Here is a 24751-nt window from a genome sequence, read left to right as displayed (position 1 = left end):
GCGACCGGTGTCAACGCCCCGCTGTGCTATGCCATTTGAGGCGTACCCCGAACCGTCCGCGGCCGTTCCGTTGCCGGTCCCCCGGCGGCCCGCTCATAGTCGAGTCACACACAGGGTTCTCACGGCCGCACGTCCGTGCGCGTACCGAAGGGTGGAGCCGATGCGCCTCAGCCAGTCGATCGCAGACCTCGCCGGCGAACTGGAGGAGCGCGGCGTCATCCAGCTCGACGACCTGGTAGCCGAATCAGCCCTCGATCTGATGGGCCGCGGCTGCGATGATCTGATACGGCGGACCGAGGACATGCGCCACAGCACTTTCGGGTGGCAGCTGGAGGCGGAGGGCGAGGGCGGCGGATGGGCCGCGCGCGCCGCCGGGAAGGAATGCCTCCCGGGCAAGGTACGGGTCGTGGGACAAGCCCATGAGCACTCTCCGGAGCTGGCCGCGATCCCCGAGCTGATCAACCTCAACGAGGGCGTCGTCCGGCCGCTGCACGGCCTCGCCGGCGACTTCTACAACACCTTCCTGTGGGCGAAGCCGTCGCGGGTCGGCTCGGAGAAGCCCTGGCACCAGGACGCGCTGTTCCTCAAGGACGAGTTCTACGAGAAGTACGAAGACGTCTACACCATCTGGATCGCGGTGGACGACGCCCGCGAGGACAACGGCTGCCTGCAGTTCCTGCCCGGCTCGCACCGTGGGCGGGTACTGCACCAGCCCGACGGCATCAACCCGGACGACCTCTTCGCCTCGCCGCGTGAACCCACGCTCGACATCGAAAGGCTCTGGCCGGACCTGACCCCGGTGACGCTCCCCCGGCGGGCGGGATCGGCGGTGCTGTTCGGCGGCTTCACCGCACACACCTCGTCCCCCAACCGCACCGAGGACCAGCGCCGTGCGGTCTCGTACGTCTACTCGCTCCCCCGGCGTGACGGGGGCGCCGTGGGCGGCACGCGGTGACCGTACCCGCTCTGGTCCCCATCGACCCGCACGCCCACACGGACACCCTCTGGCGGCTCGCTCGTGACCGCGATCTGGCCGCGCTGGGCAGGGTGGAGACGGCACGGTCCTGGATCGCGGGCCGGCTGGCCTCCCCGGGCCTGGATCCGCGCCGTGACGCCCGGCTCCTCCAGGGCGCGGACGGCGAGGCCGTGGGCGCCCTGTTGCTGAGCAGTTCCTCCGGGGTGGCGGGGTGGACCGCGGAGCTGGTCCTCGGGCCGCGCGGCACCGCCGCCGATGGGGCCGAACTGCTGTCCTTCGCCGAGCGGCGCTGCGGCGAGATCCTGGCCGAGCGGGCCCGGGAGACCGGCGAGGGCGGGGCCGAGGCGCAGGGGCAGGGTGAGAGTGAGGGGGAGCTGTCCTGCTTCGTCTCCGAGGAGGAGAAGGCCGCCCGCACCGCACTGGACACGTGCGGCTTCGGCTCCCCGCACGCCTACTACCGGATGGCGGTCGCGCTGGACGGCCCGCTCCCGCAGGCAGGTGTCCGGCCGGACGCCGTGGTACGCCCGTTGCGGGGCGAGGGCGACCTGCGCACGTTCCACTCGGTGAAGAACAGCGCGTTCTCCGCCGAGGAGGCCGGCAAACGCGAAGACGGGTTCGAGACCTGGCTGCGATGGTGGAAGGCCGACCCCGGGGTCGATCCGTCCCAGTGCGCCCTGCTGGAGGCCGACGGGACCGCCGTGGGTTTCGCCAACATCACCGACCGCATGCTGGACAGCCGCAACGCGGCGTACGTACGGCAGATCGGTGTCGTGCCGCAAGCCCGGCAGCGGGGTCTGGGGAGTCTGCTGCTGCTGTCGGTGATGCACGAGGCGCAGCGTCGCGGCCGCACCGCGATGGCGCTGACCGTCGACACCGCGAACTCCCCCGCGCTCGCCCTCTACCGGCGGCTCGGCTGGCGGGTGGAGTCGCGCTTCGACGACTTCCGGCGCACCGTCGCCCCGGCGCGCGCCGGGGCCCTCCCCGACCGGGGCTGAGGACCCCGCCGGCCTGAGGAGCCGGCCGGCGGACCGGCTCCACGAGGGCGGTCCCGTCAGCTCTTCCCGATGATGCGCCGCATCCGGACCTGCGCCTCACCCGCGGCGAACGCCCTGCGGTGCGACTCCTTGGCCTCGGTGCGGACCCGCTCCAGCCCTTCCACGAAGGGGGCGTTGACCCGTGGCCTGGTGCCCTGCACCGCCTCCGGGGTGTAGCCGGCAAGGGTACGGGCCAGTTCCAGCGCACGGTCCAGCGTCTTGTCCGCGGGCTGTACCTCGTGCAGCAGCCCGTCGGCCAGCGCCCGGTCGGCGGGCCACTCCTCGCAGGTGTAGAGCATGCGCTGCATGACGGTGGCGCCGACTGTGTAACGCAGCATGAACCCGCCGAAGTTGCAGGCGATGCCCACCCGCAGCTCCGGCATCACCAGCCGCGCGTTCTCGCTGGCCACCCGGTAGTCGCAGCTCAGGGCGATCTGCAGACCGACCCCGATGGCATAACCGTCGATCGCCGCGACCACCGGCTTGGAGATCCCCGCGATCGTCCCGTACAGATCGGTGAGGTCGTCGATCCAGCCGTTCACCTCGTCGCCGCCGGTGAACGCCGAGACCTCGTTGAAGTCGCCTCCCACGCCGAAAGAGCGCCCCGCGCCGCCGTACAGCACGACGCACCGCACCTTGTGGTCCGCGTCGATGTCACGCATCAGCGCGGTGAGCTCGCGCATCCGGGCGCGGCTGAAGGGGTTCTGCTCGTGCGCGCCCGTGAACTCGGCGAGGAGGACTCCGTCGTCGTTCTTCGAACACGCTATGGACTCTTGATTCACCGCAGGACTCTTTCCACTAGGCCGGCCCAAATGCTCTTCGGTCACGGTCGACATTTCCCCATTGGCCGAATTCATGCAATGCCGAATCCGGGCAACTGCCCTACTGAAGAGCGAATAGAGAGCCGGCGGAGAGATATCGATGGGAAATCGAACTCGCTGAAGGGAGCGACAATTTGGCGCCACTCACCATCGTCCTGGGCACCGGCCGTTGCGGGTCGACGATGCTGTCGGATGTAGTGAACGAACACCGGAAGGTGCTGAGCCTCAGCGAGTTCTTCGCCTGTCTGGACCCTTTGGGCTTCACGGGCGGCGAGTTGGACGGTTTGGAGTTCTGGAAGTTGTTCGGCGCTCCGCGGCTGAAGCCCAACACGCTGATGCGCAGGGGCGTGATGGTCCCGGAGTACCGGTACCCGCTCGGCAGCGGCCGCTACGCCGCCGGGGAAGTACCCGCGATCAGCGTGTTTACCCTGCCTCTGCTCACCGACGACCCGGACGCCCTCCACAGCATCAGGGACGAGGTGATCCGGTGGCCGACGGGAGCGGGCCGTTCAAGGTCCACGATCCGGCGCACGCACAGCGCCTCCCGGAAGAGCTGCGGGCGTTCACTCCGGACACCCTGGACGCCGCAGCGCTGGCGCACGCCGACATTCACCTCGAACGGTTCGGGAGGATGCGGTCGCGGAGCACCGGCGCGATCAGGCACCTCTCCGCGCTGCCCCCGGAGCGGCCGCTGCACATCTCCTACGACCGGATCGTGGCCGACCCGCTCCCGGAACTCACCCGGTTCGGCCGGTTCGCCGACACCCCGGAGCCGGAGGCCTGGGCGACGCGGGTGGCCGGACGGGTGGACACGGCACGAACCGGCGCGTCGGGCCGGCTCTCCACCGAGCAGGCCGGGGAACTCCACGAGGCGTGCGCCCCCGGCACCCGTCGCCTCGCCGAGTTCCTGGGAGAGCGCCCCCCGGTCTGACGCCGACTGGCCGTACCTGCTGCTGCAACAGCGCGCCGGCGACGACGGATGCCGCTTCCGCGATCAGTCTGTCGTCGTAATCGGCGTCCTCTTTGTAGCCGTTCGACATGATCGCCACAACGATCGGGGCGCTGTCGGAGGGCCACACCACGGCCATGTCGTTGCGGATGCCGTACGTGCCTCCGGCTCCGGCCCTGTTACCGACCCCCATGTCCTTGGGCATCCCGGCCTTGATGAGCTCGGCGCCGGTGGCGCTGGACCGCAGCCACTTCGTGAGCTGCGCGCGTTCGGCCTTGCCGAGTACGTCTTCGAGGACGTACGCGCGCAGGTCGTTGGCCAGCGCCCGCGGCGTGCTTGTGTCACGCGTGGCGCCCCGGGACCACTGGTTCAGCTGCGTCTCGCGGCGCTCTATCCGGGGGACGTCGTCGCCGATCTCTTCGAGTGCGGCGTCCAGGCCCTGCGGACCACCCAGTTGTCCGAGGAGCAGGTTGGCCGCGGTGCTGTCGCCGGAGCGGACCGCCGCGTCACACAGCGCGCCCAGGCTCATCCCGGGTCCCGACGTGCTCTTCGGTCAGCGGAGAGCGGGCGACCAGATCGTCCTGGGAGTACTTGACGACCCGGTCCATCCCGCCCAGGGAGTACTTGGGAGCTCTCCGCTCGCTGCGGCATCTTCGAGCGGCAGTACGGGAGATCAGGAGAGCGCGGCGGTGAGGTCCAGCGGCTGCAGGTGCCGGGGGGTGAGGACACGCGAGCCGGGTGCGGACACCCTGGACAGTTCTTCGGCAGCCGAGAATTGGACCGAGCCACGAGAAGGCCAGGCTCGTCGGTAAGGGGGCCATGTCGTCGTGGTGGCTGGGGATCAGCAGCAGCGGGTTCCCCGTGGCCGTCAGGAACCGCTCGACGTAACGGTGGACCGCCGAGTGCGAACTCATCGGGACCAGTGCGACGTCTGGCCGGATCCCGGCCAGTTCGCGCTCGACGAACTTGCTCGCGCCCATGAGCAGGATCCTCGGCCCGCCGTCGACGGACACCTGCTGGGCAAGGGTGTCGCCCTCAACGAGGTCGCCGAGCACGGTCGGCCGACGCGGCGGCGCCACCCTCCGGCCCGGCGCGAAGTAGCCGTGGTCGGCGGGCTGGCTGTGCAGGCTGCGGAAGACCTCCACCGTGTACCCGTCGAATTGCAGGTACTCGCCTCCCTTGACCTGGATGACATCGTCGATGCGCGCCCGCGGCGTCCCCGTGGACATGAGCAGATAACGGACCGTCTCGTCGCGGACGGTAAGGACGCTACGGCCGCCGCCGATGACGATCTCCCAACCGGAGACGCCGAGCCAGCGCAGCTCCACAGGGGTGGAGTACGGACCGCCGCGCCGGACTGCCGGCCAGGCGCCGACGGCTCCGGCCACCGTCGCACCCCCGATGCCGCCAGGACTCCCTTGAGTACCGTACGTCGCCCGGCCAATGTTCCATCCGCGTTTCCTGTGATCCCTTCGAGCGAGGGGGACATTACGACAGGTGATGACAAAGGAGTCGTTTTTGAGTCAGTGGTGCCCCCTGGCAAGGAAATGGCCGGAGCGCACGGGGGGCGACGCTCCGGCCGGAGCCGACCCTGTGGCCGACCAGGGATCATTCAATTCCACGAGCCTCTTCCACGACTCTTGAACCAGTCTCACCCACCGTTTCGCAGAAGACGTTTCGTCACTCGTGTATCCGGGAAGCCTCGCAGGCCCCACTCCCCTCGGTCGCCGTCACCTCATGCCGGGGTACTGACGCGCAGAACCTGTTCGTCCTGACGCAGGATGGCCTGCATCACGCTCGTCATCCTCTCTCCCGGGCTGATCCCGATCTGCTCCCGCAGGATGTCCTTCGCCCGGTGGAAGACCTGGATCGCGTCGGCCTGGCGGCCCTCTGCGTAGTAGGCCTTCATGAGGCTGACGTACAGGTCCTCGCGGAAGGGGTCGCGGTCGACCAGTTCCGACAGCTGCGCGATCGCCTCGTTGTAGCGTCCGAGACCGACGTCGATCAGGGCGCGCACTTCGACCGCCGCCGCCCGCTCCTCTTCCAAAGTCTCCCCCTTCAGACGCAGTCGGCTGGAGGTGACGTCGGCGAAGGCCGGTCCCTTCCACAGGGCCAGCGCGGCGTCGAGCTGCTCAGACGCCTCCCTGTGCTTTCCGCGCGCGTGCAGATCCCGGACGCTTCGCACCGTTTCCCGGAAGACGAACAGGTCGATGGACTCCGGCGGCACCCGTAACTCGTAGCCACGGTCGTGCGAGCCGAGGGCGTCGCGGGTGAGCCCCGCCTCCGACAGGGCCGTGCGGATCATCCAGGCCGAGGTCTGCAGCTGTCCCGAGACGGTCAGGGGCGGCTCCCCGTCCCATGAGTCCTCGATGATCGCTTCCTTGGACATGACCTGCCCGGGTCTCAGCGCCAAGGAAGTGAGGAAACGCCGCTGCCGCTGCCCCCGGATGGGTATCGGCCCGGTGGCTCTCACGAGAGTCACCGGACCGAGAATCCGGATCGTCACGTCATTCCAGGTGTTCATGGCGGATCCCCCTTGTTGAAGAACCACGCCCTCGCCCGAGAGGGTGGACGTGGCATCGGTGTATTCCGTGCTGGCAACCGTGTGCGCTTGGTCGCGCCTTGCACTTCAGCCTGGAGCCCCTGTGGGAGCACAGGCCGTGTCGACGGAAGTCAGAGGACCGGCAGTTGCGGCACTGCCGTCGGATCAGGGGGCGAAGCCAGTTCTGGAGCGTGGTCGTGAGCCCGTGCCGGTCTTCCCTGAAGACCGGCACACTCGGCGAGTCACCCTCCTCGATTTCTTCACAACGAAGTCCCCCGTACCGCTGTATAATTTCAGGAAAGCATGGATTCTCGGAGTGTCATCCGGCGAGGTTCTCGAGGAACTTCGCCGCGATCGGACCCGCGTCGGAACCGCCCGATCCGCCGTCCTCCAGCAGGACCGACCAGGCGAGGTTCCGGTCACCCTGGTAGCCGATCATCCAGGCGTGCGTGCGCGGAGGGGTCTCGGTGCCGAACTCGGCCGTGCCCGTCTTCGCGTGCGGCTCACCGGGGGTGCCCTTGAGTGCCGAGCCGGCCCCTTCGGTGACGGTCGCACGCATCATGTCGCGCAGTGCGTCGACGACACCGGTGTCCAGCTTGGCGGGGGCCTCGTACCGGCTCTTCACGGCGTCGGGCACCAGGACGGGCTGCTTGAAGACGCCCTCCTTCACCGTTGCCGCGATCGACGCCATCACCAGGGGCGACGCCTGTACCCGGGCCTGCCCGATGGTGGACGCGGTCTTGTCGTTGTCGCTGGTGGCGACCGGGACGCTGCCGTCGTACGTCGTGGTGCCCACGTCCCAGGTGTCGCCGATGCCGAACGCCTCCGCGGTGTCGTGCAGGGTGGACGCGGACAACTTGCTGCGGGAGTTGACGAAGAAGGTGTTGCAGGAGTGGGCGAAGTTGTCCCGGAAGGTCGACCCCTCGGGCAGCACGAACTGGTCCTGGTTCTCGAAGCGTTGACCGTTGACGTGGGCGAACTTCGGGCAGTCTCCCCGGTCCGACGGCTGCATCCCCTGCTTCAGCAGGGCGGCGGCGGTCACCACCTTGAAGGTGGAGCCGGGCGGGTAGCGGCCCTCCAGCGCACGGTTCATGCCGGAGGGCATGTTCGCGGCGGCCAGGATGTCGCCGTTGGAGGGGTCGATGGCGACGATCGCCGCGTTCTTCTTCACTCCGCTCAGGGCTTCGGCGGCGGCCTCCTGGACCTGCGGATCGATGGTTGTCTTCACCGGCTTGCCCTGGCTTTCCTTGGGTCCGGTGAGCTTCTTCACCACCTGGCCGGACTGGCGGTTCACAACCACGACCGACTTCGACGGGCCCGAGCCACCCGTGAGCTGCTTGTCGTAGCGCGCCTGAAGGCCCGACGCCCCCTTGCCGGTCTTGTCGTCGACCACACCGACGAGGGAGGCGGACTGCAGCTCGTCGCCATTCTCGTCGAGGATGGCGGCCCGGTCCCGCGACTTCAGGGCGAGCGTCTGCCCCGGAACAATCTTCGGGTGAACCATCTCGGTGTGGAATTCAACCTTCCATTTGTCGCGACTCTCGACGACTTTCGCCTTCGAGCCCCACGTATAGTCACCCACCCCCGGAAGGGCCATCTTCACGGTAAACGAAACATCCACCTCCCCTTCCGCTTTCCTCTCGCCGGTACCGGCGCTGATCTCGGTCTTCGACGGCTTGAGGTTGGTCATGACGGATTTGATCAACGACTCGGCATTGTCCGGAGTGTCCGTCAGCCGGCCGGCCGCCTGGGCGTCGCCCGCTTCCCAGGCGGCGAGGAACTTCTCCAATTCCCCTGTCGCGGCCACCACTTGAGGGTCCTCCGAGTCTTCGTCGGCAACCAGGCTGGAGTAACCCCAATAGCCGACCCCCACGGTGACGGCCAGCGCGGCGACCCCCGAAACCATCATCCGGCCAGAGGATCGGCGCCTGCGGCGCGGCGGGTAATCGCCATAGCTGTCGGAACGCGTCATGGGACCCAGGTTACGCTTTCCCGCTCTCGTACCACTCCTCGTATGCGGCGTTCAAGACAACCCAGGAGTGAAGAAAATGGAACAACGGGCAAAGGTGATGAACGGCCGAAGCCGCAGGTAAAGAGCCACTAAAGAGGGTCATTAAAGGGACACTCTCCGGCCAAGCACATGAGGCAACGCAGGGGCAAATCGGTCGATTTCGGCACGAAAATTGGACTAGACCACTGGAATAATCTTCTCCGGAGCGGCTCTCTTCCTGGACTGCGCTGGCCGAATGGAATCGTTTCGGCGGGGCGATTCGGACAGCCAAGAAAATCAGGCCACGCGACCGGTTTTGTTTTGCCTGGACTTCGTCGGCGCGTCCCCACTCGTTGTCCCCTCTCCGGACAGTCCTCGGGTACGTCCGGGAGAGGACGTCAAGAGCGAGCCCGGTCAAGGTTGCCGAGAACCACCCACCGCTGACCGAACCTGGAGACCACCCATGTCCCGTGTATCGACCGGCCCCAGCAGCAAACCGACCGCCGCGCACGCCCTACTGTCGCGGCTGCGCGACCACGGCGTGGAGAAGGTGTTCGGGGTAGTCGGCCGAGAGGCCGCGTCGATTCTCTTCGACGAGGTCGAGGGGGTCGACTTCGTCCTCACCCGGCACGAGTTCACCGCCGGCGTCGCCGCGGACGTCCTCGCCCGCATCACCGGCCGCCCCCAGGCGTGCTGGGCCACCCTTGGCCCCGGCATGACCAACCTCTCCACCGGCATCGCCACATCCGTCCTGGACCGTTCGCCGGTCATCGCCCTGGCCGCCCAGTCCGAGTCCCACGACATCTTCCCGAACGACACCCACCAGTGCCTGGACTCCGTGGCGATCATCGCCCCGATGTCCAAGTACGCCACGGAGCTCCAGCGCCCGCACGAGATCACGGATCTCGTGGACTCCGCCGTGAGCGCCGCCATGACCGAGCCGGTGGGCCCGTCCTTCATCTCCCTGCCCGTCGACCTGCTCGGCTCCTCCGAGGGCATCGACACCTCCGTGCCGCTCCCGCCGGCGAACACCCCGGCCAAGCCGACCGGTGCGGTCGCGGACGGCTGGCAGGAGGCCGCCGACCGGGCCGCTGCGCTGCTGGCGGAGGCCGAGCACCCCGTTCTGGTGGTCGGCGCCGCCGCGATACGTTCCGGAGCGGTGCCCGCCATCCGCGCCCTCGCCGAGCGGCTGAACGTGCCCGTCATCACGACGTACATCGCCAAGGGCGTCCTGCCGCACGACCACGAGCTGAACTACGGGGCCGTCACCGGCTACATGGACGGCATCCTCGGGTTCCCCGCCCTCGACACCCTGTTCGCCCCCGTGGACCTCATCCTCACCCTCGGCTACGACTATGCCGAGGACCTGCGGCCGTCCATGTGGCAGCCGGGCATCGAGAAGAAGACCGTCCGCGTCTCGCCCACCGTGAACCCGGTCCCGCGCGTGTACCGGCCCACCGTCGACGTCGTCACCGACGTGCTCGCCTTCGTCGAACACCTCGACACGGCGACGACCTCCGTCGCGGCCAAGGACCGGCACGACATCTCCCCGCTGCGCGAGCGCATCGCGGAGTTCCTCGCGGACCCGACGGCCTACGAGGACGGCATGCGCGTACACCAGGTCATCGACTCCATGAACACGGTCATGGAGGAGGCCGCCCGCAGCGGTGAGGGCACGATCGTCTCCGACATCGGCTTCTTCCGGCACTACGGCGTCCTGTTCGCCCGCGCCGACCAGCCGTTCGGCTTCCTCACCTCGGCCGGCTGCTCCAGCTTCGGCTACGGCATCCCCGCCGCGATGGGCGCCCAGCTGGCCCGCCCGGACCAGCCCACCTTCCTCATCGCCGGCGACGGCGGCTTCCACTCCAACAGCGCCGACCTGGAGACGATCGCCCGGCTGAACCTGCCGATCGTGACGGTGGTCGTCAACAACGACACCAACGGCCTGATCGAGCTCTACCAGAACATGGGTCACCACCGCAGCCATGACCCGGCGGTGAAGTTCACCGGCGTCGACTTCGTCGCCCTCGCCGAGGCCAACGGCGTGGACGCGACCCGGGCGACCGACCGGCAGGAGCTGCTGGCCGCGCTGCGCAAGGGCGCCGAGCTGGGCCGCCCCTTCCTGATCGAAGTCCCCATCGCCTACGACTTCCAGCCGGGCGGCTTCGGCGCCCTGAGTATCTGATCATGAAGGCACCGGCTCTTCCGGCTGCCTTCGGTTTCCTGGCCTCCGCCCGTCCGGGCGGGGGCCGGGTCCCCGACGCGGTCTTCGCGACCCGGGGCAGCCGCACCGACATGGACACACCCCTGCGCGCCCAGTCCCTCACCGCGACGCTGGTGCACGCTCCCGGGGTCAGGCCCGACGCCGCGCAGGCACAGGACACGGACACCGCCGTGCTCCTCGCCGGCGAGTTCTACAACCGCGCCGCCCTGCGCTCCGTCCTGCCCCCGGGCACCGAACCGGACAGCGACGCGCAGCTGCTTCTGCAACTGCTCCACCGCTACGGCCTGCACGCCTTCCGGCTGCTCAACGGACGCTTCGCCGCCATGGTCAGCCTCGGACACCGTGTCCTGCTGGCCACCGACCATGCTGGCTCGGTGCCGCTGTACACCTGCGCGGCCCCGGGCGAGGTCAGAGCGTCCACCGAGGCCAAGACGCTGGCCGCACACCGTGATCCGCGGGGCTTCCCGCTCGCGGACGCCCGGCGCGTGGCGGGCCTGACGGGCATCTACCAGGTTCCGGCGGGGGCCGTGATGGACATCGACCTCGCCTCCGGCAAGGCAACGACCCACCGCACCTGGACACCACCCCTGGCGCGACGGATCATGCCGGAGGACGAGGCGGTGGCGGCCGTCCGTACGGCCCTCGACCAGGCCGTCGCCGCACGCGTCCCGTCCGGCAGCACTCCTCTGGTGGTGCTGTCCGGCGGCATCGACTCCTCCGGGGTCGCGGCCTGCGCCCACCGGGCGGCCGGGACGCTGGACACGGTGTCCATGGGCACCGACACGTCCAACGAGTTCGCCCAGGCCCGGGCGGTCGTCGACCACCTCCGCACCGGGCACCAAGAGGTCATGATTCCCACCGCCGACCTGCTGGCGCAGCTCCCGTACGCCGTGTGGGCGGCCGAGTCGATGGACCCGGACATCATCGAGTACCTGCTCCCGCTCGTGGCGCTCTACCGCGCGCTCGACGGCTCCGCGCGCCGGATTCTCACCGGGTACGGCGCGGACATCCCCCTCGCGGGCATGCACCGCGAGGACCGGCTGCCGAACCTGGACACCGCCGTGGCATACGACATGGCGACCTTCGACGGCCTCAACGAGATGTCCCCCGTGCTGTCCGCGCTCGGCGGCCACTGGACCACCCACCCCTACTGGGACCGGGACCTGCTCGACCTGCTCGTCTCGCTGGAGGCCGGGCTCAAGCGCCGGCACGGGCAGGACAAGTGGGTGCTGCGCGCCGCGCTGGCCGACGCGCTGCCCGAGGAGACCACCAGGCGGCCCAAGCTCGGAGTCCACGAGGGCTCGGGCACCACGTCGTCGTTCTCCCGAATGCTCACGGAGCACGGTGTGGCGGAACAGGCGATCCCGGAGGCGAAGCGGCAGGTGGTGAGGAAGCTGTTCGGCCTCACCGTCGCGGACGGCCGCCACCCCTCGGAGGTGAGCACCGATGAGGTGGCACAGTCTGTGGCCGACCGGTTCGCGCAGGGTGCGGCATGACCCCGTACGTCGGCAATGCCCCGTCCTCGCCCGTCGTCGATTCCCAGGAAGGGAGCTGAAACCGTGGAGCGCATCGATTCACACGTTTCACCTCGCTACGCGCAGATCCCCACGTTCATGCGCCTGCCGCACGATCAGGATCCCCGTGGTTACGACGTCGTGGTCATCGGCGCCCCCTACGACGGAGGCACGAGCTACCGTCCCGGCGCCCGGTTCGGCCCGCGGGCCATCCGCAACGAGTCGGGCCTCATCCACGGCGTCGGCATCGACCGCGGCATCGGCACCTTCGACCTGATCAACTGTGTCGACGCCGGGGACATGAATCTGACCCCGTTCGACATGAACATCGCGATCGAGACGGCGCAGCGGCACCTGTCGACGCTGTTGAAGGGCAACGCCGCCTTCCTGATGCTCGGCGGCGACCACTCCATGACCGTGGCGGCCCTGCGTGCGGTGGCCGAGCAGCACGGCCCGGTCGCCGTCGTGCACCTGGACGCGCACTCCGACACCAACCCGGCTTTCTACGGCGGCCAGTACCACCATGGCACGCCCTTCCGGCACGCGATCGACGAGAAACTCGTCGATCCCTCCGCGATGGTGCAGATCGGCATCCGCGGACACAACCCGAAGCCGGACTCGCTCGACTACGCCCGCGGCCACGGCGTACGCGTGGTGACCGCCGACATGTTCGGGGAACTGGGGGTGCGCAAAACAATCGATCTCATCCGTGAGCGGGTCGAACACCGGCCGGTGTACGTGTCGGTCGACGTCGACGTGGTCGATCCCGCTTTCGCTCCCGGTACGGGCACGCCCGCGCCGGGAGGGCTCAGTTCGCGCGAGGTCCTCGCCCTGCTGCGGTGCGTCGGGGACCTCAAGCCGGTCGGCTTCGACGTGATGGAGGTGTCGCCCCTCTACGACCACGGCGGGATCACCTCGGTCCTGGCCACGGAGATCGGAGCGGAACTTCTCTACCAGTACGCCCGCGCCCACCACACCCAGTTGTGAAGGAGACATCGCGCCATGACTTCTCCCATAGTCGACTGCACCCCGTACCGCGACCGACTGCTCGCTCTGGCCGCGGAGCTCCCGGACGTACCACGAGCGGACCTGTACGGATTTCTCCAGAAGGCGAAGGAGCTGTCCGAGCGGCTGCCGGATGAACTGGCCACCGCCCTGGACACGTTCAACGCCGAGGGCAGCGACGACGGCTACCTGCTGCTGCGCGGCCTGCCGGTCGACGAGGACGAACTGCCCGCCACGCCCACCTCCACACCGGCCCCGGTGGACCGCCGGCTGCTGGTGATGGAGGCGCTGCTCGCGCTGGCCGGCCGGCGGCTCGGTCTGCACACGGGGTACAAGGAGCTGCGCTCCGGCACGGTCTACCACGACGTGTATCCGTCGCCGGGCGCCCACCACCTCTCCTCGGAGACCTCCGAGACCCTGCTGGAGTTCCACACGGAGATGGCGTACCACATCCTGCAGCCGAACTACGTCATGCTCGCCTGCGCCCGCGCGGACCACGAGCGCCGGGCCGAGACCCTCGTCGGGTCGATCCGCAAGGCGCTGCCGCTGATCGACGAGGAGTCGAGGACGCGGCTGTTCGACCGCAAGGTGCCCTGCTGCGTCGACGTGGCCTTCCGCGGCGGTGTGCCCGACCCGGGCGCCATCGCCAACGTCAAGCCGCTGTACAACGACGAGAACGACCCGTACCTGGGGTATGACCGGGAGCTGCTGGCACCCGAGGACCCGAAGGACAGGGAGGCCGTCGCCGTCCTGTCCAAGGCCCTGGACGAGGTGACGGAGGCGGTGAAGCTCACCCCCGGTGACGTGCTGATCATCGACAACTTCCGCACCACGCACGCCCGTACGCCGTTCACCCCGCGCTGGGACGGCGAGGACCGCTGGCTGCACCGCGTGTACATCCGCACCGACCGCAACGGCCAGCTGTCCGGCGGCGAGCGCGCGGGCGACGTCATCGCCTTCACGCCGCGCCGGTAGCCGCCGCAGCATCCGGCCCGCTGTCCTCTCGCCGTGCCCGGTGAAGAGGACAGCGGGCCGTCATGCATGAATATGCTGGATAATTGGAAGTAATGCAGTCGGACGACAGGCGCGGCCGTCGCCTCGCCATCCCGTGACAGGAGACGCTGACATGCCCGACCCCACACCACAGACCCCGCAGGGATTCGTCGTGCACACGGCGCCGGTGGGACTTGCCGACGACGGCCGGGACGACCTCACCGTGCTCGCCTCCACCGTTCCGGCCACCGTGAGCGCGGTCTTCACCCGCTCCCGGTTCACCGGCCCGAGCGTGGTGCTGAGCAGGGAGGCGGCCGCCGACGGCCGGGCGCGCGGGGTGGTGGTGCTGGCCCGCAACGCGAACGTCGCGACCGGACGGGAGGGCGAGGACAACGCGCGCGAGGTGCGGGAGTCCGTAGCCCGCGCCCTCGGCGTGGACGAGAACGAACTCCTCATCGCCTCCACCGGGGTGATCGGCCGTCAGTACCCGATGCAGAGCATCCGGGAGCACCTCAAGACGCTGTCATGGCCCTTCCCCGAAGGTGGCTTCGACCGTGCGGCCCGCGCCATCATGACGACCGACACCCGGCCCAAGGAGGTCCGGGTGAGTGTCGGCGGGGCGACCCTCGTGGGCATCGCCAAGGGCGTCGGCATGCTGGAGCCCGACATGGCGACGCTGCTGACGTTCTTCGCCACGGACGCCCGGCTCGACCCGGCCGAGCAGGACCGCCTCTTCAGGCGGGTCATGGACCGCACCTTCAACGCGGTGAGCATCGACACCGACACCTCCACCAGCGACACGGCGGTGCTGTTCGCCAACGGGCTGGCCGGGGACGTCGACGCCGCGGAGTTCGAGCAGGCGCTGTACACCGCCGCGCTGGCCCTGGTGAAGGACATCGCGAGCGACGGCGAAGGGGCGAGCAAGCTCATCGAGGTCCGCGTCACCGGCGCCCGCGACGACGCCCAGGCCAAGCGGGTCGGCAAGACCGTCGTCAACTCCCCTCTGGTGAAGACCGCCGTGCACGGCAGCGACCCCAACTGGGGCCGCGTGGCCATGGCGATCGGCAAGTGCTCCGAGGACACCGACATCGACCAGGAGAAGACCGCGATCCGCTTCGGAGACGTCGAGGTCTACCCGCCGCGTGCCGGCGCCGGGGACGCCGGGGGCGATGACGCGCTGCGCGCCGCCGTCGCCGAGCACCTCCGGGGCGACGAGGTGGTCATCGCCATCGACCTCGCCATCGCCGACGGTGCCTTCACGGTGTACGGCTGCGACCTCACCGAGGGCTACGTGCGGCTCAACTCGGAGTACACCACCTGACGCCGGCCGCACGGGGCGGCGGACACCGCCACCCCGTGCGCACCCTGCGCCCCGGATATACCGACCGGCCTTCGGCTATGCGCGCGCCACGCCACACCTCCTGCGCCGCCCGGCATCGCCCGCAAGATGTGACGGACGGCATCGCGACGAGGGCTGGAGGGCCATGGAGACCACTCGGTCGACGACCGCGGACGAGGGCTTCGACACCGCTGTACGGGGTGTGTTCCATCCGACCGACGCCGCCGGCGGCACGCTCCGGCTCGTCCGCACGGACGACTTCGACTCGCTGGATCCCGGCAACACCTACTACGCCTACACCTGGAACTTCCTGCGGCTCATCGGCCGGACCCTGGTCACCTTCGACACCGCCCCGGGCCAGGCGGGCCAGCGGCTCGTGCCCGACCTGGCCGAGTCGCTGGGGGAACCGTCCGAGGGCGGCCGGGTATGGACGTACCGGCTGCGCGAGGGGCTCCGCTTCGAGGACGGCAGTCCCGTCACCTCCGGCGACGTCAAGTACGCGATCGCCCGGAGCAACTACGGCACCGATGTGCTGGGCGCCGGGCCGACCTACTTCCGTCATCTGCTGGGCACGGACTACGGCGGCCCGTGGCGGGAGCCGGACACGGACGGCCCGGTGACGCTGGAGACCCCTGACGAGCGCACCCTGGTCTTCAGGCTGCGGGAGCCGTTCGCCGGCCTCGACCTGCTGGCGACGATGCCGAGCACGACTCCGGTGCCGCGCCGGCTGGACACGGGCGCCGGCTACCGGCTGAAGCCGGTGGCGACCGGACCGTACCGGGTCGCCTCCTACACCCGCGGCCGGCTGGCGGTCCTGGAGCCCAATCCGCACTGGGACCCGGCCGGCGACCCGATACGCGTCCGGCGGGCCCGGCGCATCGAGGTCCACCTCGGCAAGGAACCGCACGAGGTGGACCGCATGCTGCTGGCCGGGGAAGCGCACATCGACCTGGCCGGATTCGGAGTGCAGCCCTCGACGCAGGAGCGCATTCTCGCGGACCCGGAGCTGCGCGCCCACGCCGACAACCCTCTTTCCGGGTTCACCTGGATCTACTGCCTGTCGAGCCGGATCCCGCCGTTCGACAACATCCACTGCCGGCGTGCCGTGCAGTTCGCCACCGACAAGGCCGCGATGCAGGAGGCGTACGGCGGTCCGGTGGGCGGGGACATCGCGACCAACATCCTGCCGCCGACGCTCGACGGCTACCGGCCCTTCGACCGCTACCCGGTCGGCCCGGACGACACCGGGGACCTGGACGCCGCCCGCGCGGAGCTCAAGGCGGCCGGGATGCCGGACGGCTTCCGGACGAAGATCGCCGCCCGGAAGGACCGGCTCAAGGAGTACCGGGCCGCCGAGGCGCTGTCGGCCGGACTGGCCAGGGTCGGCATCGAGGCCGAGGTCCTGGACTTCCCCTCGGGCGACTACTTCGACCGCTACGGCGGCTGCCCGGAGTACCTGCGCGAGCACGGGATCGGGATCATCATGTTCGGCTGGGGCGCCGACTTCCCCGACGGCTACGGCTTCCTGCAGCAGATCGTCGACGGGCGGGCGATCAAGGAACGCGGCAACCAGAACATGGGCGAACTCGACGACCAGGAGATCAACGCGCTGCTCGACGAGGGAGCCACGTCCGGCGACCCGGTGCGGCGCGCGGAGATCTGGCACCGCGTCGACCGGCTGACGATGGACCACGCGGTGATCGTGCCGTACCTGTATCCGCGCTCCCTGCTCTACCGGCACCCGGACGCCCGCAACGTCTACGTCACGGGCTCGTTCGGGATGTACGACTACGTGGCGCTCGGGGCGAAGTGAGTACGGGGTCCGTCCCGGTGGCCGCCACCACAGCGGTCACCGGGACGGACCCCGGCCCCTGGGACGTGCGCGGCAGGCTCCGGCCCATGTCAGCCCGACAGGCGGGCGCCGGCCGGTGTGCCCTGCCGGGCGGTCCAGTGGCCGTGCGGCAGCGGGCGGTCAACGCTGCGGCAGGCGACCGCCGCATCGTGGAACTCCGCTTCGTACAGCGCCAGTTGACGCAGGAACCGGCGAGTGGGGCCGGTCAGACTCGTACCCCGTGGGCTGCGCAGCAGCAGTCGCGCGCCGACGGCCTGCTCCAGCCGGTGGATGCGACGGGTCAGCGCCGACTGGCTGATGGACAGCGCGGCCGCGGCCCGGTTGATGCTGCCGTGCCGGGCCACTGCCTGCAGCAGGTGGAGGTCCTCGGTGTCCAGCTTCCGGACTTCGGTCGGTTCCGGCGCCGGCTCCGTCCCGGAGTCCGCCCCCGGGACGCTCCCGGCACGGGGGCGGTGGCCGGTCTGCTCGGCGTACCAGTGCGCCCACCAGCCTTCGTGCAGCAGATCCCGGTGGTGCTCGACGAAGCGCCGCAGGTGGCTGTCGGCGATCAGCGCGGCCAGCCGCCCGGCCAGCGCCCGTGGCACGATCGTGGGGTCGACGAGCAGGCTCGTGGTCCGGCGCGGACGCTCCACGAGGGAGCGGCGGACGAGGGACGGGGCGAGCACCGCCGGGTGGGTGGGGGAACCCAGCCCTATGGCGTCCCCACGGCGCAGGATGCCCCGGGCGACCGAGGCGCCGGTGACGTGCAGCCGGGCCGGCGCCGGCACACCGGCCGCCTGGAAGACCCGTGCCACCAGGATCTCGGAGCCGGGCCCGGTCTCGGACACCCAGGTCTCGTCCCGCAGGTCGACGAGCGAGACCTCGTCCCGGCCCGCCAGCGGGTGGTCCCGCGGCAGGATGACCCACATCGGGTCGTCGAGAACGTCGTACGTGCGCGTCGCCCGTTCGAGCGAGTGGATCGGCGAGTCCAGGCTCCAGGTGTACGCCGCATCGACGTGGTAACCGGCCAGCTGCGCGGCGACCTGCTGCGGTGCCTCATGACGGACCGACAGCAGCAGGCCCAGCGATGCAGCGGCGTCCTCGACCACCTCCTCCAGCAACGGTTCCGTAGAGGCGATGGACAGCACGTCCGGAGCGTCGACGGCTTCGGAGCCGTGACCGAAGATGTGCGTCCGCGCGGCGAGATCGATCTGGTGGAAGAACCGGCGCCCGGCGATCAGCATGCGCGAGCCCGCGGAGGTCAGCCGGGCGGAGTGGCGGCTGCGCAGGGTCAGCGGGAGGCCGGCGGCCCTGTCCAGCCGGTCGAGCCGGCGCTCCACGGTGCCGTGCCGGGTTCCGGCGCCCCGGGCCACCTCCGCGAGGTCTCCGCACTGTCCCACTGCGTCAAGTAACGAAAGATCGCGTCGACTGAAAGGCGACAGTAATTCCGGCCGACCGGCAACAGACGTCAGTTCTGACCCGAGAGACAATTTCGGTTCCCTTTTCCGTCAAGGACTGCACCGCTTAATTGTCCGCAATGGATTCTTAATTGCTTCGGGAATCGATCATAGGCAGTTCCCCTCTTCGGATTCTCCTCGCCGCGGGGTGCCGAGAGAGCCCGGAGACGGGGTCGATAGACGCGTGCGCCGCCCCGATCGGGGCGGCGCACGGGCAGGGAACGGTTCGGGCCTGGCGCGGGACGCTCAAGCCTGGTCGGTCGGCCGGATGAAGATCTCGTGGACCGTCACGTGCGGTGGTGCGGTCACGGCGTAGCGGACCGCCTCGGCGATATCGGCGCTCTGCAGTTTCCGGATCTTGCCGATCCGCTCCTCGTAGGCCGCCTTCGTCGGGGCGTGGGTGATGTGGCCGCGCAGTTCGGTGTCGGTCGTGCCCGGCTCGATGACGACCACGCGCACGCCGCGCTCGGTGACCTCCTGGCGCAGCGTCTCGCTGAAGGCGCCCACGGCGAACTTGGTGGCCTGGTAGACGGCGGCGTTGCGGGCGATCACGCGCCCGGCGATCGAGGACATCTGCACCACCGTGCCCCGGCTGCGCAGCAGGTGCGGCAGCGCCGCCCGGGTCATGTGCATCAGCCCCAGGACGTTCGTGTCGATCATGCGGGACCAGTCCGTGGTGTCGGCGTCCTCGACGGGACCCAGCAGCATCACGCCGGCATTGTTCACCAGGATGTCGAGTCCGCCCAGGGCCTCCACGGTGGAGCGGACGGCGTCGTCCACGGCCTGCTCGTCGGTGACGTCCAGTTCGAGAACGTGGACCTTTGCGCCCGCGGACGCCAGTTCGTCCCTGAGCGCGCGCAGCCGGTCGACGCGGCGCGCGGCAACGGCCACGGCGGCGCCCTCGGCCGCCAGGGCCCGGGCCGTGGCCTCGCCGATTCCCGAGCTCGCGCCCGTGACCAGCGCGACTTTCCCCTGCAGTGCGGATGGCATCATTTCCCCCACATTCTGTGCGGCGGTTGCATGTACAGATTTCCGGAAAACGGCGAAGGCCGATGGAACGGAGAGAAGCACAGGACCGATGTGTCGCTCCCGCGAGACGCTATCAGCGCCGCATTGCCCGGTGAATTCCTTTCGGCGTCCCTGGTTATGACTGTCTCCGTCGGCTTATGCGCGCCGCGCCGACGGCACGGGCGTGCCCTTCCGGGCTGCGGCAGATTGGCTGCACGACATGGCGCGATCCGTGTGCAACGACGGGCGGTGGATGATGAACGAGGCAGAGCCTCAGGAGAAGCAGGCGGCACCGGCGTACCCGATGCCCCGCGTCTCACCCGTGGATCCCCCACCGCAGCTCTCCGAGTTGCGGGCCGGGAAGGCCGCGAGCCGGGTGACCCTGTGGGACGGCAGCCAGGTGTGGCTGGTGACCTCGTACGCCGGTGTCCGGGCCGTCCTGGGCGACCGCCGCTTCACCGCGGTCACCAGCGCACCCGGCTTCCCCATGATGACCCGCACCTCCCAACTGGTGCGCGCCAAGCCCGAGTCGGCGTCCTTCATCCGCATGGACGACCCGGACCACTCCCGGCTGCGCTCCACGCTCACCCGCGACTTCCTGGCCCGCCGCGCCGAGACCCTGCGGCCGGCGGTGCGAGCGCTGCTGGACGAGATCCTCGCGAAGCTCGTGGCCGGAGAACGGCCCGTCGACCTCGTCGCCGGCCTGACCATCCCGGTGCCGTCACGGGTCATCACCCTGCTGTTCGGGGCCGGTGAGGACCGCCGGGAGTTCATCGAGAGCCGCAGCGCCGTCCTGATCGACCGCGGCTACACCCCCGACCAGGTCGCGGCCGCCCGCGACGAGCTGGACGGCTATCTGCGCGAGCTCGTCGAGGAGCGGCTGGCGGATCCCGGCACCGACCTGATCAGCCGTCTGGTGCTCGACCAGGTACGGCCGGGCAATCTGACGGTCGACGAACTGGTCCCGATGTGCCGACTGCTGCTGGTGGCAGGCCATGGCACGACCACCAGCCAGGCCAGCCTCAGTCTGCTCAGCGTGCTCACCGACCCGGAGCTGGCCGACGCGCTGACCAAGGACGCGAGCCTGCTGCCCAAGGCGGTCGACGAACTTCTGCGCTTCCACTCCATCGTGCAGAACGGCCTGGCCCGGGCAGCCATCGAGGACGTACAGCTCGACGACGTACTCATCAAGGCCGGCGAGGGCGTGGTGCTGTCGCTGTCGGCGGGCAACCGGGACGAGCGGGTCTTCCCCGATCCGGATCTGCTGGACCCGCAGCGCGACGCCCGCCGCCACCTCGCCTTCGGCCATGGCATGCACCAGTGCCTGGGCCAGTGGCTCGCCCGGGTCGAACTCGAGGAGATCCTCGCCGCCGTCCTGCGGTGGATGCCCGGCGCCCGGCCGGCCGTACCGTTCGAGGAGTTGGACTTCCGCCACGAGGTGTCCAGTTACGGCCTCGGCGCCCTCCCCGTGACCTGGTGAGCGCCGTGAACCGGCTCACCGTCACAGTCGACCCGGCCGCCTGTTGCGCCATGGGACGCTGCGCGGCCACGGCACCCGAACTCTTCGAGCAGGACCCCGACTCGGGAACCGTGGTCCTGCTCGACGCCGCTCCCCCGCCCGAACTGCACGAATCGGCCCGGTTGTCCGCCGAGCTGTGCCCGTGCGGGGCCATCACGGTCACCGAGGGCTGAGAGCGTGCGTCCTCACGGCGCACTCCCCCGTACAGCGGCCGACAAGGAGCGATGATGATCGAAGCTGCCGGTTCCGTCCAGTCCTCCGCCCAGGCGGCGCTCGCCGCCGATGACTCCCCGATGGGCGAAGTGGCCCGGTGGGCGATAGGGCTACTGAAGGCGCCCGACCTCGCCCCGGACGAGGCCCTGGCCACACGCTTCGTGCCCGCCTTCCACGCCCGGCTCACGGAGGGCTTCTCCCCGATCCTTCAGGAGTGGCGGGCGAAGGGGCCGTTCACGATCCAGGCGTACCAGCCGGTCGCCCACAAGGGCTGGGTCGTGCTGTCGGGGCCGACGGGCGAGCGCTACACGCTGTCGCTGACCCTCGACTCCGACGGGCTGATCCGCGTCCTCGCCCTCCAGCCCGAGACCGTGATCCCCGAGGCGCACACCTGGGACGACCTGGAGGACGCGCTGCGCACACCCGGAGTCGAGCACTCCGTCCTCGCCGCGCGGCTCACGCCCGCCGGCCCCGTCGTCCTGCACGAGTCGGCCTCCGACCGGCTGATGCCCACCGGGTCGGCGTACAAGCTCTACGTGATGCGGGCTCTCCTCCGGGCGATCGAGAGCGGCGACCTGAGCTGGGACGACGAGGTCACCGTCACTCCCGAGCTGCGCAGCCTGCCCACGGGCGACATGCAGGAGCTGCCGGACGGGACCCGGGTCTCGGTGCGCGAGACGGCGCACAAGATGATCGCGATGAGCGACAACACGGCCGCTGATCTGATCGCGGTCCGGCTGGGCCGGGACGCCGTGGAGCGGAGCCTGGTCGACTCCGGGCACCACGACCCGTCCGTGATGCGCCCGTTCCTGGCCAGTCACGAGGTCTTCGAACTCGGCTGGGGCGCCCCGGAGCGGCGCGCGGAGTGGACGCGGCGGGACGAAGCCGGGCGCCGCGAGCTGCTGCGCGAGATCGCTGGGCCGTTGACCGTGCGCAGCTCCGACCTGGGCGAGACGGTGCACCAGCTGGGCCTCGACTGGCACATGAACGCGTACGACGTGCTCCGCGTCCTCGAGAGACTCGTGCACGACAGCGAGCGGGACGTCACCGGCACGGCCGAACGGATCCTGACGGCTTATCCGGGCATCCCCGTCGACCGCTCCCAGTGGACCAGGGTGTACTTCAAGGCTGGCTCCTGCCCCGGCGTCATGCTGTTCTGCTGGCTGCTCCAGGACCCGGCCGGCACCTCGTACGTCCTGGTACTGCGGCAGGCTGCCGACGAGCAGAAGCTCATCGGCGACGGCCTGATCCTGCGCGGCCTCGGCGCGCGGGTCATCGAATCCGGCCTCCTGGAGTCCGGCACGGGCGACAGCGGACGAGCCGAGGAGACGGTCGGGGAGTCCGACGGGGAAGCCGCCCGGTGAGTGTCAGGGACCGGCTCCTCGCCTGTCTCGTCGCGATGCTGTGGGGCCTGAACTTCCTCGCCGTGCGCATCGGTCTCGACCACTATCCGCCGGTCTTCCTCTCCGCGATGCGCTTCCTCGTCCTGGCCGTGCCCGTGGCCCTGTTCGTGCCCCGGCCCAAGGCGCCGCTGCGCTGGCTGGTGGTCTACGGACTGGGCTTCGGGGTACTGCAGTTCGGACTGCTCTTCCTCGCCATCGACATCGGTATGCCGTCCGGGCAGGCCTCGGTGGTGGTGCAGGCGTCGGCGCCCTTCACCATGTTGCTCGGTCTGCTGCTGGGAGAGCGGATCTCCCGGCGGCAGCTGGGTGGCATCGTCCTCGCCGTACTCGGCATGACCGCGATCGCGGTGGAGCGGGCCCGGGGCGCCACGCTGCTGCCGTTGCTGCTGACTCTGCTGGCGGCGTTCGGCTGGGCACTGGGCAACGTCGCCAGCCGACAGGCCCGCCCCGACCATCCGGTGCGCTTCGCGCTGTGGATGTCCGTCCTGCCGCCGGTGCCGCTGCTGGCCCTGTCGGCCGTCATGGAGGGCCCCGCCACCGGGTGGCGCGCGTTCGGCGAGTCGTTCGGCACCGACGGCCTGCCCGGCCTGCTGGCGCTGCTGTACATCGCGCTCGCGGGCTCCGTGGTCGGCTCCGGGATCTGGACGACCCTGCTGAAGCGGTACGAGGCGGGGACCGTGGCGCCGTTCTCCATGCTCGTGCCGGTCGTCGCCGTCGCGGCCGCGTGGCTCGTGCTCGACGAACGCCTCACCGCCCGGTCGGCCGTGGCCAGCCTGGCGGTCGTCGTCGGTGTGCTGGTGGGGGCAACGGAGGGACGACGGGCAGGGACGCCGGGAAGGGCTCCGGCGGGCCGCGCGCGACTGGTGCGGCGCCGCCTGCCGGAGCCGGAGACACCGGCCGGTCCGGATCAGTCCGACGGACCGACGGAGCTGCGCCAGAACACCCAGCGGTCGTAGGGCTCGAAGCCCATCGCGGCATTGACGGCGATCATCGGGTGGTTGTCCTCGGCGTTCGCCGTCTCCAGCAGCCGTACGGCGGGCTCGTGCCGCAGGACGTGCTCCAGGTTGGCCAGTTTGAGGAGCAGGCCCAATCCGTGGCCGCGGTGCTCGCGGTGCACCACCGTCATGCCCTGCAGTGCGTACGCGGGGTTGCCGGTGGTCTTCGACACACTGGTGTAGCCGGCGAGGCGGCCACTCGCCTCGTGGACGACCCCGGTGTGGTGGGCCCGCCGCCCCCGGCCGACGCGCATGGTCTCGAACTGCCGGGCGTAGCTGACCCTGACCTCCTGCTCGGCCTGGTCCACGGGCGCATCGCCCAGCGACAGTTCGAGCTCCGACACCGGCACCGCGTACTCGTCCGGGGTGATGGTGCCCCAGGTGACGAGGGAGTATCCGGCGGGCGTGGCGGGGACGCCGTCGGCCAGCGGGTCGTGCCGGTCCAGGTCGAGCCACTGGTGCACGCCCGCCGGAACGTCCGAGCGGGTCGCGCCCGTCGCGGCGGCGAAGGCGGCCGGACCCGGGTCCTGCGGTGGACCGGACGGGAGGCTTTCGACGACGGTCGCGGTGAGCGCGGACCGCCCGTGCTTACGGGCCAGTTGCCGCGCGTGGCCGTGCAGCGCCCGGCCGATGCCCCGGCGGCGCAGTCCGGGATGGACGAGCAACTGGTCCACCCGCGCTGTCGGCGTGCCGTCGGGCAGGGCCAGCCGCAGCGCGCCGACCACCCGGCCCGCGCTGCGCACGACCCAGTCGTCCAGGGTGGTGGCAGGCGGGGCGCAGCGCAGCGAGCCCACCATGTCGACGTTGCACGGGGGCGCGGACAACGGGCCGGCTTCGGCCAAGTCGGCCAGCAGGTCGAGCCACTGACCGACCGTCTCGTCGTCGTTCGCGGCGAGTGGGACGAACTCCAGGTCGCGCGGGGTGTCGTTCATATGAGG

General features: G+C 70.1%; 19 protein-coding genes and 1 pseudogene. 13 read left to right on the top strand and 7 right to left on the bottom strand.

The annotated features are described in order from the left end of the window. Positions 1–160 precede the first annotated feature (160 nt). Complete coding sequence (locus tag ACH4YP_RS22025) at positions 161–955, top strand: phytanoyl-CoA dioxygenase family protein (protein WP_361065882.1); 795 nt, start codon at positions 161–163, stop codon at positions 953–955. Next, positions 952–1971, top strand: a complete 1020-nt coding sequence (locus tag ACH4YP_RS22020) for a GNAT family N-acetyltransferase (RefSeq protein WP_361065884.1) — start codon at positions 952–954, stop codon at positions 1969–1971. Before ACH4YP_RS22025 ends, ACH4YP_RS22020 begins: the two co-directional genes overlap by 4 nt. A 56-nt stretch (positions 1972–2027) precedes the next feature. Here ACH4YP_RS22020 and ACH4YP_RS22015 read toward each other — a convergent pair whose 3' ends face one another. After that, a complete protein-coding gene (locus ACH4YP_RS22015) occupies positions 2028–2792 on the bottom strand; it encodes an enoyl-CoA hydratase/isomerase family protein (protein ID WP_361065887.1) in 765 nt (254 codons plus the stop codon). Between the two features lie 526 nt (positions 2793–3318). On the opposite strand from ACH4YP_RS22015, the gene ACH4YP_RS22010 reads away from it, so the two are divergent. After that, on the top strand, positions 3319–3762 hold the full coding sequence (locus ACH4YP_RS22010; protein ID WP_398492231.1) for a hypothetical protein: 444 nt from the start codon (positions 3319–3321) through the stop codon (positions 3760–3762). A gap of 28 nt (positions 3763–3790) precedes the next feature. Here the strand turns inward: ACH4YP_RS22010 and bla are convergent. The 3 genes and pseudogenes from bla to ACH4YP_RS21995 all read right to left on the bottom strand — a co-directional run. Continuing rightward, positions 3791–4406: pseudogene (gene bla / locus ACH4YP_RS22005) on the bottom strand (class A beta-lactamase); the annotation flags it as partial. 1109 nt (positions 4407–5515) lie between these two features. Beyond that, positions 5516–6304, bottom strand: coding sequence for a BTAD domain-containing putative transcriptional regulator (locus ACH4YP_RS22000; RefSeq protein ID WP_398491937.1), 789 nt, complete (start codon positions 6302–6304; stop codon positions 5516–5518). A gap of 337 nt (positions 6305–6641) precedes the next feature. Further along, the gene (locus ACH4YP_RS21995) at positions 6642–8231 is read right to left on the bottom strand and encodes a penicillin-binding transpeptidase domain-containing protein (protein ID WP_361066098.1); all 1590 of its coding nucleotides are present in this window, start codon (positions 8229–8231) and stop codon (positions 6642–6644) included. 544 nt (positions 8232–8775) lie between these two features. Between ACH4YP_RS21995 and ACH4YP_RS21990 the strand changes: the two genes are divergently transcribed. The 6 genes from ACH4YP_RS21990 (at position 8776) to ACH4YP_RS21965 (ending at position 17200) form a co-directional block, all read left to right on the top strand. Further along, positions 8776–10497, top strand: coding sequence for a thiamine pyrophosphate-binding protein (locus tag ACH4YP_RS21990; protein WP_361066095.1), 1722 nt, complete (start codon positions 8776–8778; stop codon positions 10495–10497). 2 nt (positions 10498–10499) lie between these two features. Then, complete coding sequence (locus tag ACH4YP_RS21985; protein WP_398491934.1) at positions 10500–12032, top strand: asparagine synthase-related protein; 1533 nt, start codon at positions 10500–10502, stop codon at positions 12030–12032. 63 nt (positions 12033–12095) lie between these two features. Then, a complete protein-coding gene (speB, locus tag ACH4YP_RS21980; protein ID WP_361066090.1) occupies positions 12096–13037 on the top strand; it encodes an agmatinase in 942 nt (313 codons plus the stop codon). Positions 13038–13052: 15 nt separating this feature from the next. Further along, a complete protein-coding gene (gene cs1 / locus ACH4YP_RS21975) occupies positions 13053–14030 on the top strand; it encodes a clavaminate synthase Cs1 (protein ID WP_361066087.1) in 978 nt (325 codons plus the stop codon). Positions 14031–14181: 151 nt separating this feature from the next. Further along, positions 14182–15369, top strand: coding sequence for a bifunctional glutamate N-acetyltransferase/amino-acid acetyltransferase ArgJ (argJ, locus tag ACH4YP_RS21970; RefSeq protein ID WP_361066084.1), 1188 nt, complete (start codon positions 14182–14184; stop codon positions 15367–15369). A gap of 163 nt (positions 15370–15532) precedes the next feature. Next, positions 15533–17200, top strand: a complete 1668-nt coding sequence (locus ACH4YP_RS21965; protein WP_398491931.1) for an ABC transporter substrate-binding protein — start codon at positions 15533–15535, stop codon at positions 17198–17200. Positions 17201–17289: 89 nt separating this feature from the next. Here ACH4YP_RS21965 and ACH4YP_RS21960 read toward each other — a convergent pair whose 3' ends face one another. Both ACH4YP_RS21960 and ACH4YP_RS21955 read right to left on the bottom strand, forming a co-directional pair. Continuing rightward, positions 17290–18618 carry a LysR family transcriptional regulator gene (locus ACH4YP_RS21960; protein WP_398491929.1) on the bottom strand — a complete coding sequence of 443 codons (1329 nt, stop codon included), beginning with the start codon at positions 18616–18618 and terminating at the stop codon, positions 17290–17292. Positions 18619–18921: 303 nt separating this feature from the next. Continuing rightward, positions 18922–19668 carry an SDR family NAD(P)-dependent oxidoreductase gene (locus ACH4YP_RS21955; protein WP_361066075.1) on the bottom strand — a complete coding sequence of 249 codons (747 nt, stop codon included), beginning with the start codon at positions 19666–19668 and terminating at the stop codon, positions 18922–18924. A 235-nt stretch (positions 19669–19903) separates the two neighbouring features. Between ACH4YP_RS21955 and ACH4YP_RS21950 the strand changes: the two genes are divergently transcribed. From ACH4YP_RS21950 to ACH4YP_RS21935, 4 genes are read left to right on the top strand one after another with little or no spacing between them, the layout of a single operon-like run. After that, positions 19904–21163: a cytochrome P450 gene (locus ACH4YP_RS21950; protein ID WP_361066072.1), complete on the top strand. Its 1260-nt coding sequence runs from the start codon at positions 19904–19906 to the stop codon at positions 21161–21163. Between the two features lie 5 nt (positions 21164–21168). After that, a complete protein-coding gene (locus ACH4YP_RS21945; RefSeq protein ID WP_361066104.1) occupies positions 21169–21375 on the top strand; it encodes a ferredoxin in 207 nt (68 codons plus the stop codon). Positions 21376–21426: 51 nt separating this feature from the next. Continuing rightward, complete coding sequence (locus ACH4YP_RS21940; RefSeq protein ID WP_361066069.1) at positions 21427–22779, top strand: serine hydrolase; 1353 nt, start codon at positions 21427–21429, stop codon at positions 22777–22779. Then, positions 22776–23774 carry an EamA family transporter gene (locus ACH4YP_RS21935; RefSeq protein WP_361066066.1) on the top strand — a complete coding sequence of 333 codons (999 nt, stop codon included), beginning with the start codon at positions 22776–22778 and terminating at the stop codon, positions 23772–23774. The genes ACH4YP_RS21940 and ACH4YP_RS21935 overlap by 4 nt, the downstream gene beginning before the upstream one ends. Here the strand turns inward: ACH4YP_RS21935 and ACH4YP_RS21930 are convergent. Beyond that, positions 23726–24745, bottom strand: coding sequence for a GNAT family N-acetyltransferase (locus tag ACH4YP_RS21930; RefSeq protein WP_398491925.1), 1020 nt, complete (start codon positions 24743–24745; stop codon positions 23726–23728). The genes ACH4YP_RS21935 and ACH4YP_RS21930 overlap by 49 nt on opposite strands. Positions 24746–24751 lie beyond the last annotated feature (6 nt).

Origin of the sequence: Streptomyces sp. NPDC020747, assembly GCF_044334695.1 — a bacterium.
GTDB lineage: Bacteria > Actinomycetota > Actinomycetes > Streptomycetales > Streptomycetaceae > Streptomyces.
The sequence above is the reverse complement of the archived record's forward strand: the minus strand, read 5'-3'. Positions and strand labels throughout refer to the sequence as shown.